Annotated in this window: 13 protein-coding genes; 7 read left to right on the top strand and 6 right to left on the bottom strand. The window is 66.6% G+C overall.

The genetic code is table 11. From position 1 onward, the window contains the following. Window positions 1–365 precede the first annotated feature (365 nt). From QN315_RS06880 to QN315_RS06895, 4 genes are all read left to right on the top strand, one after another. Entirely contained in the window at window positions 366–1,103 is a 738-nt protein-coding gene (locus QN315_RS06880) for a class I SAM-dependent methyltransferase (RefSeq protein ID WP_323992410.1), read from the top strand. A 106-nt stretch (window positions 1,104–1,209) separates the two neighbouring features. Beyond that, on the top strand, window positions 1,210–1,437 hold the full coding sequence (locus tag QN315_RS06885; protein WP_323992413.1) for a CcdB family protein: 228 nt from the start codon (window positions 1,210–1,212) through the stop codon (window positions 1,435–1,437). 84 nt (window positions 1,438–1,521) lie between these two features. Beyond that, a complete protein-coding gene (locus tag QN315_RS06890; RefSeq protein ID WP_323992416.1) occupies window positions 1,522–1,764 on the top strand; it encodes a type II toxin-antitoxin system prevent-host-death family antitoxin in 243 nt (80 codons plus the stop codon). Further along, entirely contained in the window at window positions 1,761–1,943 is a 183-nt protein-coding gene (locus QN315_RS06895) for a hypothetical protein (RefSeq protein ID WP_323992418.1), read from the top strand. The genes QN315_RS06890 and QN315_RS06895 overlap by 4 nt, the downstream gene beginning before the upstream one ends. A 25-nt stretch (window positions 1,944–1,968) precedes the next feature. On the opposite strand, the gene QN315_RS06900 is transcribed toward QN315_RS06895, so the two are convergent. Genes QN315_RS06900 through QN315_RS06920 form a run of 5 tightly spaced genes read right to left on the bottom strand, consistent with a single transcriptional unit; the run spans window position 1,969 to window position 9,085 of the window. Continuing rightward, window positions 1,969–2,223: a hypothetical protein gene (locus tag QN315_RS06900; protein WP_323992420.1), complete on the bottom strand. Its 255-nt coding sequence runs from the start codon at window positions 2,221–2,223 to the stop codon at window positions 1,969–1,971. After that, on the bottom strand, window positions 2,220–3,755 hold the full coding sequence (locus QN315_RS06905; RefSeq protein ID WP_323992421.1) for a sodium:solute symporter family transporter: 1,536 nt from the start codon (window positions 3,753–3,755) through the stop codon (window positions 2,220–2,222). Before QN315_RS06905 ends, QN315_RS06900 begins: the two co-directional genes overlap by 4 nt. Before the next feature lie 46 nt (window positions 3,756–3,801). Further along, window positions 3,802–5,229: an amidase family protein gene (locus tag QN315_RS06910; RefSeq protein WP_323992423.1), complete on the bottom strand. Its 1,428-nt coding sequence runs from the start codon at window positions 5,227–5,229 to the stop codon at window positions 3,802–3,804. Further along, the gene (locus tag QN315_RS06915) at window positions 5,226–6,596 is read right to left on the bottom strand and encodes an aminotransferase (protein ID WP_323992425.1); all 1,371 of its coding nucleotides are present in this window, start codon (window positions 6,594–6,596) and stop codon (window positions 5,226–5,228) included. Before QN315_RS06915 ends, QN315_RS06910 begins: the two co-directional genes overlap by 4 nt. Window positions 6,597–6,622: 26 nt before the next feature. Continuing rightward, the gene (locus QN315_RS06920) at window positions 6,623–9,085 is read right to left on the bottom strand and encodes a TonB-dependent receptor (RefSeq protein WP_323992427.1); all 2,463 of its coding nucleotides are present in this window, start codon (window positions 9,083–9,085) and stop codon (window positions 6,623–6,625) included. Between QN315_RS06920 and QN315_RS06925 the strand changes: the two genes are divergently transcribed. Then, window positions 9,084–9,401 (top strand): hypothetical protein, encoded by a 318-nt coding sequence (locus QN315_RS06925; protein WP_323992430.1) that lies wholly within the window; start codon window positions 9,084–9,086, stop codon window positions 9,399–9,401. The two genes, QN315_RS06920 and QN315_RS06925, sit on opposite strands and share 2 nt — an antisense overlap. Here the strand turns inward: QN315_RS06925 and QN315_RS06930 are convergent. Beyond that, window positions 9,389–10,114 (bottom strand): class II aldolase/adducin family protein, encoded by a 726-nt coding sequence (locus QN315_RS06930; RefSeq protein ID WP_323992434.1) that lies wholly within the window; start codon window positions 10,112–10,114, stop codon window positions 9,389–9,391. The genes QN315_RS06925 and QN315_RS06930 overlap by 13 nt on opposite strands. Before the next feature lie 165 nt (window positions 10,115–10,279). Here QN315_RS06930 and QN315_RS06935 point away from each other — a divergent pair, with 165 nt between their 5' ends. Then, window positions 10,280–11,230 (top strand): LysR substrate-binding domain-containing protein, encoded by a 951-nt coding sequence (locus QN315_RS06935; protein ID WP_323992437.1) that lies wholly within the window; start codon window positions 10,280–10,282, stop codon window positions 11,228–11,230. Between the two features lie 16 nt (window positions 11,231–11,246). After that, window positions 11,247–12,923, top strand: a complete 1,677-nt coding sequence (locus tag QN315_RS06940) for a hypothetical protein (RefSeq protein WP_323992440.1) — start codon at window positions 11,247–11,249, stop codon at window positions 12,921–12,923. The last annotated feature ends 55 nt before the right edge of the window (window positions 12,924–12,978 follow it).

Raw genomic sequence — 12,978 nt, forward strand, 5'->3', positions numbered from 1 at the left:
CGACATGTCCGCCGGGCTCGGTGAGGGACGCCGGGAGGATGGAAAATGTCGGCGGCGATGCCCGGCCTGCACCCGCCGTTGAACGCTACCACCCGGCTTCACGACATCGTCTGTCGTCGCGCGGTGCGCCATGTTGGACGGCTGGGCCTCCCTGCCCCTATCGGGTGTTCGGGAAGACGCATCGGGTGGGCCGGGCCGCGATCACGAAGACCGGACGGGTGAGCGAGGCGCTGGAACGGGGTGCGCGTGCGGGCGGCGCACTCGGGACTGCCCTTATGACGGCGATGGCCGGCGACCATCGACAAGCGGGCATTTGCCTTTACAGTGATTGAAGCGAAGAACTGCACATACGGGCGATGACATCCATGAGCCAGGCAACACGTCATTATGATGAGCTTCTGGCTCGGCATTATTCATGGATGAACGGGCTGACCGTGAATGAAAAAATTGACGAACAGAAATTACTTCTCGCCGAAGCGGGGTTGGATGACGGTCCGAAGGACATAGCCGTCGATCTTGGATGCGGCCCTGGCTATCAGTCATTCGCTCTCGCACGCCTCGGCTACAAGACCGTCATTGCGGTCGACACGAGCAATGCCCTGCTGGCGGAACTGGAAGCGGCACGGGCCGGTGAGCCTATTCGAGCGGTTCTTGCCGATCTTCGTAATTTTCCAACGTTGGTTGAAAGCGGCTCTGTGAATGCCGTCATTTGCATGGGCGATACTCTGACGCATCTGGATGAGCGGTCCGATGTGACGAAACTCTACCGGGACGCCTATGCGGCACTGGCACCCGGTGGGCGCTTCGTTCTGACCTTTCGTGATCTCTCGCATGAACGCGAAGGGCTCGATCGCTTTCTGCCTGTTCGGGCCGACGAGCGGCGCATCATGACATGCTTTCTGGAATACGAAGCCGACCATGTCGTTGTGAACGACCTGATCTACGTTCGCGACGGCGAAGGGTGGACCTTCGAAAAAAGCCGCTATCGGAAATTGCGGCTTGCCCCGGCGGAGCAGGCTGCCGAACTGGAGCGAATTGGCTTTACGGTCGATTGCGACCGGCAGGCTGGCGGACTGCACATGATTTCTGCCCGAAAGCCGTAAAGAGTTCCGGCTGAAATCCCAGTTCTCAGGCCCCCATTATGTAGCCGTCCACCACGACAGCACGATCATGGCTTCCTGAGCGACGAATTCTCGACGCTCTGATCCGGTGACGCAATTTACGATCTACCGGCACCCCGGACGTAACCGGGACATCTCGTTCGTCGTCCAGATCCAGAGCACTCGCCTGGACCGCAGCGTGGGCCGGGTCGTCATGCCACTCGTCAGACGGTCCGGCAGCGCGCCGCCGGACCGTCTTCTGCATGTCGAGGGAGAGGACATCTTCGCCAATCCGTTTGACCAAGGCCCGCTTCGAAGGCCGGAACGGGTGTTTTAGATTAAGTCCCCGCATAGCAGATCCCTCTTGCAGAATATTAAGAAATTACGTATATTATGAATATTCTGATTGCCGGAGAGGGTGATGAGGGAGTTCACAGCAGGAGATCTCACGCGCAGCACGGGTGACCTGTTCGAAGCGGCGACGATCGCCCCAGTGGCGATTACCAAACATCGGAAGCCGCGCTATGTCGTCATGTCGATGGAATGCTACAAGAGTCTGACGCAAGGCGTGAGCCGCCAAACTGCGCTGAGCGTAGCCGATATGCCGGATGATCTGGGTGCCCTTTGGGATAAGGGCGTCAAGGATCATTTTGATGGCCGGTGATTTTCCAAAATCCGGTCAAATCATCGATTATCACTATCTTTGGCTATGGCAGGCTGACCGTGCCGGCGGACGCCCTGCGCGATTGGGAGCAGGCCCGAGCTACGCCTGCCGATTTCGCCATTGCCTATGTGCGGGTGATCGGACAGTTTCCGGATATCGTCGCGGAGGCGGTGGCCTGATGCCAAGCCGGGGCCGGCGGGTGTGTCATGGCGGATCGGTGCGGCCGGGCAGGCGGCAGGTGGCGAAATAGCCGCGTCTTTCGTCGTCGCGATAGGCGGCCAGCAGGCAGCAGACGATCGACAAACCCAGCGTTACGAAATAGGCGATCGAGCAGGGTACGCCCGGCAGCACCGGAGCGGGTGTGCCCAGCGACAGATAGACCGGCGGCAGCAGGGCGGCGGCGACGTTGCCGGCCATCCAGGCGACGATCGGCAGGGCGCGGGGGCGCGGCGGGGTCATGAGGCGTCTCCATGGGCCAGGGTGGCGGGCGCGGCCTGGCCGGGGGCGGCGTCCGTATCCGCCCGCGGCCGGCCGGTGCCGGCGAACAGCAGGGCGACGCGGCGGGTTTCGGCCGTCCGCTGCGGGACCAGCAGCGACAGGGCGACATAGGTGGCGGCATTGACCGCAAGGCCGATCACGCCGGAACTCAGCCCCCAGAACCAGCCGGTGGCCGCATGGAGCACCGTTTCCAGCAGGATGGCGGTCAGAAAGCCCGCGATCATTCCGGCGATGCCGGCGGCGGCGGTGCCACGCCGCCAGAACAGGCCGCCATATTGCGCCACCGCGACCTGGATGATGCCCTGATAGGACAGCAGCGCCAGCACCGACAGGTGCGCGATGGGCAGGCAGGCGATGCCCGCCGCCAGCGCGGTGGCGACGACCATGGTCCCCTTGGCCGTCAGGATCGACGTTCGGTAGGGCAAGACGCGGCCCGCGCCGACGATGTCGTTGGCCACCTGGGTGCCCATCGCCTGGATGATCGCATCCACCCCGCCCATCGTCGCCGCCAGCATCACCGTGCCGGCCAGGCCCAGCCCGACCGGCCCGGCCGCAAGGCCGGCAACCGTGAACCAGGCCATGTCCGGATCGGCATGCAGCGCCGGCAACCCGGCCGCCATCAGCCCCAGCACCACGAGCGCCATCGAGAACAGCAGCGACAGCGGCGCGCTGAACACGCCCGCGCGCAGCATGCTGCGCACGCTGTCGGCGGTGTAGAGCCGCACGAAGATCGGCGGCCAGCACCAGCCGCCGATCGAGCCGGTCAGGATCATAGAAAACAGCGTCAGCGGACCGCCGACCGCCCCCGTGCTCGTGCCCGGCACGCCGAGCAGCCGGGCGGGCAGGTGGCCGGGAGAGACCCCCTGCCCGGCCAGCCAGGCGATCAGCCCCAGGATCAGCGCGGTGCCGCCGACATAGGCGACCAGCCCCTGATACATGTCGGAAATGACCAGCCCGCGCATGCCCATGCGGATGGTCCAGACCTGCCGCACCAGGATCAGCGCCACGCCGCAGGCCACGGACCGACCGGGCGTCAGCGCGCCCAGGGACAGGGCGGCGAACATCGCCCCCAGGCTTTTGAAGCCCAGCACCAGCCAGGGCAGGATCGAGATGACGCTGATGACCGACGACGTCACCGCCAGCGCCGTGGAATCGTAGCGCAGCCGCAGCAGGTCGGCCTGGGTCTTCAGGTCGTTCGCCGCCCCCCACAGCCAGACCCGCCGCGCCATCACATACATCAGCATCACGGTCAGCAGGCTGTAGATCGGCATGTAGAAGGCCACCACCCCGCTGCCCAGCGCCATGCCGGTCAGCGACAGCAGCAGGCCGCCGGGCCACCAACTGTTCAGAAAGGACATGGATTGCAGCCACGCACCGTAGGACCGGCCGCCCACCGCGTAGTCCGAGAACGACCGGTCCCTGCGGAAGCTGGCCTGCAGCAGCACCACCAGCCCGGCGCAGAACAGCCCGACGATTCCGAACGCGATTCCCATCCGCCTTTCTCCCTGTCTTGCGCGGTCCGTCTTGCGCGGTCCCCTGTCAGGCCGCCAGGCGTTCGACGACCCGCGAGGGTGTGCTGCGTCCCGCGACCAGCAGCCCCTCGAGGGTTTGGCAGACGCGCATGACCGTCACGTCGTCCTGCCAGCGGCCGGCGACCTGCAGGCCGATCGGCAGGCCCGTGGCCGAGAAGCCGGCGGGGATCGAGGCCGCTGGCTGGCCGGTCATGTTGTAGAGGAAGGCGAACCCGCCCCATTCCAGCCAGTCGGGCCACGAGGCGTCGGGCACGGTCCGGCCGGCGGCGAAAGGCAGCACCGACACGCTGGGCGACAGCACCACGTCCACCGCACCATGGACGCGCGCGGCGTCCTGCCGGTAGGCGATGCGGCGCATCTGCGCGTCGATCAGCGCGCCGGTCGGGATTTCCGCGCCCTTGAAGGCCTCGGCGCGGAATTCGGGATCGACCAGTTCCAGCCGTTCGGCCGGCAGGCGGCGCAGCGCCTGCCAGGCGCCGGCCTGCCACAGCGTGCGGTAGGTGGGGCGCCAATCCTCGAAATCCGGCACCGGCACCAGGGTCGCGCCCGCTTGTTCGGCCAGGGCGGCCGCGGCGCGGAAGGTCGCGCGGATTTCGGGATCGACGGGCAGGCAGCCGAAATCCTCGGCCACGCCGATGCGCAGGCCGGACAGCGGCAGCGGACCGGCCGCGAAGGCGCCGGGCGGGGCCGGCGGGAAGCTGTACGGGTCCTTGGGATCGTAGCCTTCGATCACCGACAGCATCAGGGCCGCGTCGGCGACCGAGCGCGCCATCGGTCCGTAATGCGCCATGTCGGAATAATGCGGCGCAATGGGCCATTGCGGCACCCGGCCGAAGGTCGCCTTCAGGCCGAAGACGCCGCTGAAGCTGGCGGGGACGCGCACCGACCCGCCGCCGTCGCTGCCCAGCGCCAGCGGCCCGCAGCCCGACGCCAGGGCCGCACCGGCCCCGCCGCTGCTGCCGCCGGGGGTGACCGCCGGATCGTGGGCATTGCGGGTGATGCCGGTCAGCGGGCTGTCGGTCACGGCCTTCCACCCGCCCTCGCACGTCGTGGTGCAGGCATAGATCACCGCGCCCGCCGCCCGCAGCCGCGCCACCGACGGCGCGTCCTCCTGCGCCGCCTGCTGGCCGATCGACAGGCGCGAACCGCGCCCCAGCACCCAGCCGCGCGTCATCGCGGTGTCCTTGATCGACACCGGCACGCCCTCCAGCGGCCGGGGCGGCAGGCCGGCGCGCCAGGCCCGTTCCGAGACCGCGGCGGCCGCCAGGGCGGCATCGGCGTCGATGCGCACGAAGGGGTTGAGCACGCCCTGCATGGCGGCGGCGCGATCCAGCACCGCGCGCGTGACCTCGACCGGCGAGAGCGTGCCGGCCGCATACAGCGCCAGGAGGTCGGTGGCGGTGAGATCGCAGAGATCGGCCGTCATGTCGGTCATCGTGCCATTTCCTTGAGGCAGGCATCCAGTGCGATGCGCAGTGCGGCGACGATGGCGTCGACCCCGTCGCGGTCGATGATCATCGGCGGACAGAAAGCCAGCGCGTCGCCCATGGCGCGGGAGATCACGCCCGCCTGCTGCAGGTGCAGCACGGCACGGCGGCCCAGCGCGCCGGGCGGCCACGCGCCGTCGCCCGCGACGCGCGCGGGCGTCAGTTCCACCGCGGCGATCAGCCCCACGCCTCGGATTTCGTCCACCAGCGGGTGGCCGGCCAGGCCGGCCAGGCGGTCCTGCATCCAGGCGCCGACCTCGGCGACATGGGCCACCAGGCCGCGTTCCTGGATGATGCGCAGCGTCTCGATCGCCACGGCGGCGGCGACGGGATGGCCGCCGCCGGTGAAGCCGTGGCCGAACGTGCCGATGGCGTGCGTCTGGTCGGCGATCGGCTCGAACACCCGCTCGTTCAGCAGGATGGCGGAAATCGGCAGGTAGGACGACGAAAGCTGCTTGGACAGCACCATCACGTCCGGACGGATGTCGTACGTCTCGCAGCCGAACATCCGGCCGGTGCGGCCGAAGCCGCAGATGACCTCGTCGGCCACCAGCAGGATGTCGTGGCGCGCCAGCACGGCCTGGATCTTCTGCCAATAGGTGCGGGGCGGCACGAGGACGCCGCCGGCGCCCATCACCGGTTCGCCGAAGAAGGCGGCGATCGTCTCGGGCCCCTCGCGCAGGATCAGATCCTCGAGTTCCTGCGCCAGGCGGGTGGCGAAATCCTCCTCGCTTTCGCCCGGCCGGGCGTTGCGGCGGTAATGGGGCGCGGTCAGGTGCAGGAAGCCGGGCAGCGGCAGGTCGAAGGCGGTGTGATTGGCGGGGATGCCGGTGAGGCTGCCGGCGGCGACGGTGATGCCGTGATAGGCGCGGTGACGGCTGATGATCTTCTTGCGCCGGGTCTGGCCCAGCGCGTTGGCGCGATACCACAGCATCTTGATGACGGTGTCGTTGGCCTCGGATCCCGAATTGGTGAAGAACGCCTTGCTCATCGGCACGGGCGCCATCGTCACCAGGCGCTCCGCCAGATCGACCATCGGGCCATGCCCCTTCTGGCCGAAGGGATGGTAGTAGGGCAGACGCGCCATCTGCCGGGTCGCGGCCTCGACCAGGCGCGGCTCGCTGAAGCCCAGGCCGACGCTCCACAGTCCGGCCATCGCCTCGATATAGCGGTTGCCGGCCAGGTCATAGACATGGATGCCCTCGCCCCGGTCGACGATGAGCGAGCCGCTTTGCAGATTCGCGCGGGCGTCCGTCAGCGGATGCATGACGTAGCGCGCGTCGCGCATTTCAGTTGTCGTGAAATCCTGTGTCATTGAGCTGATACTTCCTGATTTTTTCGTCAGAACCCGATGGTGACGGCGCCGGCGATCGCGAAGCCGCCGCCGATCTGGTAGGTCGGGCTCTTGCCCGCGATGGTGGTGCCGTACAGCCCCTTCATGGTGCGGGCGTTGGAGGTCAGGCCGGCCGCCTGGGCATAATAGATGTTGTTGCCGATATTCATCAGATTGAGCTGGATCTGCGGCCGGTACAGCGCGGTATGGGCGACATGCAGGGTGGGCATCCGGTAGCCGAGCGTGATGTCGGAGGTCAGATAGCCCGGCATGCTCTCGTCATTCATGAAGGTGCTGTAGCGGCGGCCGATATAGTTCAGGTTGAAATTCCCGAAATACGTGCCGTCGTCGTAGGCCAGCCCGATCGCGCCGGTGAAGCTGGGCGTGTTCACCGCCGTCTTGCCCGCCGTGGGCAGCAGGTCGTTGCCGACCCTGAAATCATTGTCGGTCGTGGCATGGACGTACGAGCCCGAGGCATAGGGGCTGAAAAAGTGCCACGGACGCAGCCCGACTTCGAGCTGCGCGCCGCGGATCGTCTGGCCGCCCAGGATGATCGGCGCCGTCACCAGCGACCCGCCGACGAAGGCCGTCGACAGCACGTCGTGATTGACCATGTTGTAGTTGAACAGCGCCGCCGACAGATGGACCAGCCCGTTATGGCGGTAGCCCAGTTCCTCGCCGATCGCGTATTCGGATTTCATGTTCTGCGGGTGGCCCTGGATCGGGATGGGCGAGGCCGCGTCGTAGATGTCGATATAGGCTTCGCTGCGGTCGGGCGCCTTGAAGCTGGTGGTGCCGTTGACGTAGATCTGGTCATCGGGCGTGATGTCGAAGCTGGCCGAGAGCTGGGGCAGCGGTTCGACATAGTTCGCGCCGTTCTTGTAGGTCGCGGCGCCCGGGATCAGGTTGCTGACCCAGCGCTGGATCATCACCGCCTTGAAGCCCGCGTTCATCTTCAGCCGGCCGCCCAGGGCATTGTACGCGTCTTCGAGGAACAGGGCGTTGGTCTGCTGGCGGAACACGATGTCCCAGCCCGACATCACCTGGCCGTCGGCGGTGGTGACGCCGTAGCGCCCCCAGGCATTGGCCGGCAGGCCCTGCGCGCTGGTCGCGGCGTAGTTGGCGCGCTCGGGCATGTCCAGATAGGCGTACCAGTAGCCGGCGCGCAGCGTGTTGTGGCCGTGCGTCCAGGCCAGGTCGGTCATCAGGCTGAGCGTGCGCTGGTGCTGCGGGTCGACGACCTCGACCGTCTGCCTGCCGTTGGCGGCGACGTCGGGCAGGCTGAGCGGCCCCGCCAGTCGCGTGCCGTAATAGCTGTGATCCTGGCTGATGGTCTCGCCATAGTTGGTCCATTTGTCCCAACTGATGAAATAGGGCGTGACCGACAATTTCAGCCCGCTGCCCAGGTTGAGACGGACCGGGGCGACGATGGCCAGCACATCGTTACGCAGCCGAGACAACTGCCAGTAGCTGCCGACGCCGGGCGTGTAGTCGGCGTTGTAGTAGAGTGCGGAGGTGCCCAGCTTCTCGAACGCCGCCTTGGTGGGGGTGGCCGCGCCGTTGGCGTTGATGCCGCCGGCGATGTAATGGCCCCACAGGAAAGTCAGGCCGGCGCTGTTGCCGTCGCCCCATTCCTTGACCGCCTTGGCGTCCACATGGTGGCGGGTCAGCGATCCGGGCGTCTGCCAGAACCGGTTGTAGCTCCAGGAATAGGACATGAAGGCGCGGATGCCGGTGTGGCCGATCTCGCCGGTGTCGATGCGGGCGAATTCCTTCTTCATTTTCCAGGTGCCGTAGCTGGATTCCAGCAGGCCGCCGAATTTCCGTGCCGGGTCGCGCAGGGTGGTGCGGATCTCGGCGCCCACGGAATAATAGGCCGGACTGCTGATGTCGGGCGATCCCTGGGTCAGGGCCACCGACGACACGTTTTCCATGTCCGGGCTGCCGCCGATCGCGTCGGGGCTGAGATAGACGCCGTCGGTCAGGGGAATGCCTTCCACCAGATAGCCGACCTGCGTGTAGTTCAGGCCGCGCACGACGATCCCGCGCGAAATCTGGCCGTACGGATCGGACCGCGCGTAGGACACGCCCGGCATGCTGGCCAGCATCGCCTGGACGGTGGTGTTGGCCGGTTTCTTGGCGATGAAGTCGCGCGTGACCTCGCTGCGGGATTTCGGCGCGGTCTGTACCGGCATCATGCCGCCGCCCGGCGTGGTGTTGCGCACGCCGGTGGGGGTGGTGATGCCGCCGGTGACGGAAATGCTCTCGCCAGCCGGGACGGGGCGGGCGGCGGAATGGGCGGCGGGATGAGTGGCTGGATGGGCGGGCGGCGCGGCGTGGTGCGCCTGCGGCGTCGTCGGAGGGGGCGGGGTCGCGGCCCGGCCATCCGGCGCGGGCGACAAGGCGCCGGCACAGGCGATGACGGTCCCGGAAATCAGCGCTCGTCGTCGTGACGTGGTCGGCAATCGCATGGTGACCTCCGGTGGCGAAATGTCCGGCCACATGTCCGGCCTGGACTGGGGATATTTCAGGATATATTTGATAAATGTATTTAAATTTACATTATTTCGTAAATTTATCGGTAAATTCAGGCGACGAGTGAGTTTTTTACTTCATCACGATGAACGATATCACCCTACCGAAACGTTCCGGAAGCGACTTTTTCTTCGCATGTGGAAACCTGAAGTTTCCACACGCGGTGCAGGGCTGCCCGGCCTGTTTTTTTTCGAGGTCGGTTCGGTCGCGCCGGGTGGGATCGACGGTCAGGCGCGTGTTCAGTCGCGGTAATCGGGCTGGTCGCGGTCCAGCTTGCGCCGCAGCGCCGTCCAGACCAGTTGTCCCTTGTCGGCCTCGTTCGCGAACTGGGCGTAGGTGCGGGCCAGCGTCGCGGGGCCGGGCAGGCTGAGCGGCGCGCCGGTCGATTGCGCGGCGATCTGGATGCGGCAGGCCTGTTCCAGATAGTACATGCGATAGAATGCCTCGGCCACCGTGCTGCCGATGGTCAGCAGCCCGTGGCTTTCCAGGATCATCGCCGTGTGGTGGCCCAGGTCGCGGACCAGCCGCTCGCGCTCGCTGAGATTGTCGTCGGCGGCGATGCCTTCGTAGGCATGGAAGGCGACATGGCCGGTGAATTCCATGCTGATCTGGTTCAGCGGCAGGATGCCCTGGGTCTGCGCCGCGACCGCCATGCCGGCCAGGGTGTGGGTATGCATCACGCAGGCCGCATCGTGCCGCACGCGATGGATGGCGGAATGGATGACGAAGCCCGCCGGGTTGACGGAGCCGGCGGCGGGCTGGGTCGGATGGCCGTCGGCATCGACCTCGACCAGCGAACTGGCGGTGATCTCCTCGAAGAGATACCCGTACGGGTTGACCAGGAATCGGTTGCCCGCGCCCGGCAGGCGGACCGACAGGTGAGTGTAGATCAGGTCGCTCATGCCGAACAGGGCGATCAGCCGGTAGGCCGCCGCCAGGTCTTCACGCAGATCTCGGTCGTTCATGGTGTGGTCTCGGTCCGCCGGAAGGGAAGCAGGGATGCCGGCCGGCAGCGTAACGGACGGATGGCGGGACGTGAAAGCGACTTCCTGTTCGCGGGTGGGCACCGTGGGTTTCCAATCGCTTTACAGGAGCCGGGCCGGCCCCGTAGGATTCCGCCAGGATGTCGGATGGGTTTTATCGTGTCGATGAAGAAACGGCTCTCCCTTCCGCCCTTCGGGGCGCTGCGCGCCTTCGAGGCCTATGGCCGCGCCGGCGGCGTACGCAAGGCGGCCGAGCATCTGGGCGTCAGCCACACGATCGTCGGGCGGCATCTGCGCACGCTGGAGGATTGGGTCGGCGTGGCGCTGATCGACCGTGCCGGCGGCACGCTGACGCAAAAAGGCCATGCCTATCACAAGGACATCACCGATGCGCTGGACCGCCTGTCCAGGGCCACCGAGCGGCTGCGCCCGCGGATGGACGATGCGGTGCGCATCAGTTGCGTGTCGGGCTTCGCCTCGCTGTGGCTGGCGGCGCGGGTGGGGGCGTTCCGGCGCAGCGAACCGTCGGTCAACCTGATGGTGCGGCCCTTCGACCGTATTCCGGATTTCGACCGTGACGATCTGCATGCCGACATCCGCTATCTGCGCGACGAGGAACTGGATGCGTTTCCCGCCGGTTGCAAGAAAATGCAACTGGCGCGGCCGCCGATGTTCCCGGTCGCCAGCCCCGCGCTGGCCGCCGAGGTGTCGGGCCGGGTGCGGAGCATCACCGACCTGCTGACCGAGCCGTTGATCGAGGCCGAAGACAGCCAGGAATGGCATCTGTTCCTGGCCGGCCACAAGGTCAGCCCGGCCTCGTTCGTCCCGTTCGGTCGGCTGGGCCATGCCAGCGTCACCCTGGCGGCCGCGCGCCACGGCCAGGGGATTTCCCTGGCCAACATCTTCCTGGCGTCCGACGATCTGGAACGCGGGACGCTGGTCCGGGTCACGGTGCCGGGACAGGCGTTCGACCGGGTCTTCATCGGCGGCTATTACCTGATCGCGCCGGAAAACAACTGGAACCGGCCCCAATTCGTCCGTTTCCGCAACTGGCTGACCGCCGAGGTCGCGTCGTTTCTGGACCGCCATGCGCCGTAGCGTCGGCAGGGCCGCCGTGGGCAGTGAACCGCGGACCGATCCAATCGACGCTCGCCACCTCCTCAACGCGATGATGATCTCCGACATACCGAAAATATCGCTTTCGCTGCCGACCCGTTGGCCGCGCGCCATGCGGCCGGGCGGGATCGTCGGCCCGACCGGCGGCGCGCTTGCCCTGCTGCTGGCCGCGCTTGTGCTTCGCTGGCCGACATTCGGGGATCCGATGCTGGGGTGGGACGAGGAATTCTACCTGTTCGTCGGCGGCAGGATGCTGCATGGCGATATCCCGTATGTCGATATCTGGGACAGGAAGCCCATCGGGCTCTTTGTCATCTACGCGTTCTTTCATCTGTTCGGGCCATGGCGGGTCTGGGCCTATCAGATCGGCGCGCTGCTGTGCGTCTGGCTGACCGCGATGCTGGTCACGCGCATGGCGCGCCATGTCGCCCCGCCGGCGGGCGCGTTCATCGCCGGGCTGCTCTATATCGCCTGGCTGAACCAGGCGGGCGGACATGGCGGGCAGTCGTCGGTTTTCTACACGCCGCTGGTTGCCGCGGCCATGGCATGCATCCTGGACCGGCTGCCCAGGCTGGGCAGCGATGCGGCATTGCTGCGGCGCACCGGGGTGCAGGCCATGGGCCTGTTGGGGATGGCGATCCAGATCAAATATACGGTGATCGGAGAAGGCGTATTCGCCGGTCTTCTCCTTCTTGGCCAGAGCGGGCTCGGCCAGAGCGGGCGGGACGTCCGGACCTTCCTGAAAAACGGGTCGCTGTGGGTTTTTGTGGCGCTTTTCCCCACGCTGGCGGTCTTCGGCCTCTATGCCCTGGCGGGGCATGGGCGCGCATGGTGGTTCGCCAACATCGACTCCATCTTCCTTCGCGCCGCGCCGGATCCGCGCCGATATGTTCCGGAACTGGCCGGCACGATCGTCGTCCTGGCGCCGATTTTCCTCGCCCTCATGCTGGGCTGGCTGTCGGGCGCCGGCGCGATGAAAAACCCGCGGGACATGGCGTTTCTGCGGCGATGGACCCTGGCCGCCTTTGCAAGTTTCCTTCTGTTCAAGGCGCGTTTCGTCCATTACAGCCTGCCCCTGTTCGCCCCGCTGGCCGTGGCGGCGGCGCCGTTGTGGTTCCGGCGATCGGGGCGGATCGCGCTGCTGCTGCTGCTTGGATGGGCCATCCTGCAGGGCGAGCGGACCGTCTGGCTGCATTTCGGCCGGGTGGACGACGCCGCGCTCATGAACCGGATCGTCGAGACGGTTTCCCATCCGGCGGGAGAATGCGTGTTCGTCTATCAGGGGCCGCAAGCCGTGTACGACCGGGTGCCCTGGTGCGGGCTGACCACCCATCCTTTCATGGGGCATCTGTCGGACATCGAGGAAGCGCATGCCACCGGCATCGACGTGTCGTCGGAACTGCGGCGCATTCTGGCGGCGCGGCCGGGCTATATCCTGCTGATGCAACATGCGCCTGCCGGACGGATCCCGGAATCGGAACGCATCGTCCATGACGCCCTCGGGGCGGGTTACGTTGCGGTCCGATATGTCCCGGCCGCGCGCGGCCTGGTGATTTTCGAGCGCAGGGATCTGCTTTCGGCGGGGGCGTCAATCCCGCGCGGCGCGATGCGGCCGGCGGAGAGAGGCGCCGCTCTTCATGAGAACCGATCGGCGCAGCACGACAGGACAGAATAGGACTGGCGCAATCCGTCCGGCGGTTTTACGAAAATTCATCCTTCCACCCATGCCC

Origin of the sequence: Nguyenibacter sp. L1 (genome assembly GCF_035199985.1) — a bacterium.
GTDB classification, from domain to species: Bacteria; Pseudomonadota; Alphaproteobacteria; order Acetobacterales; family Acetobacteraceae; genus Gluconacetobacter; species Gluconacetobacter vanlangensis.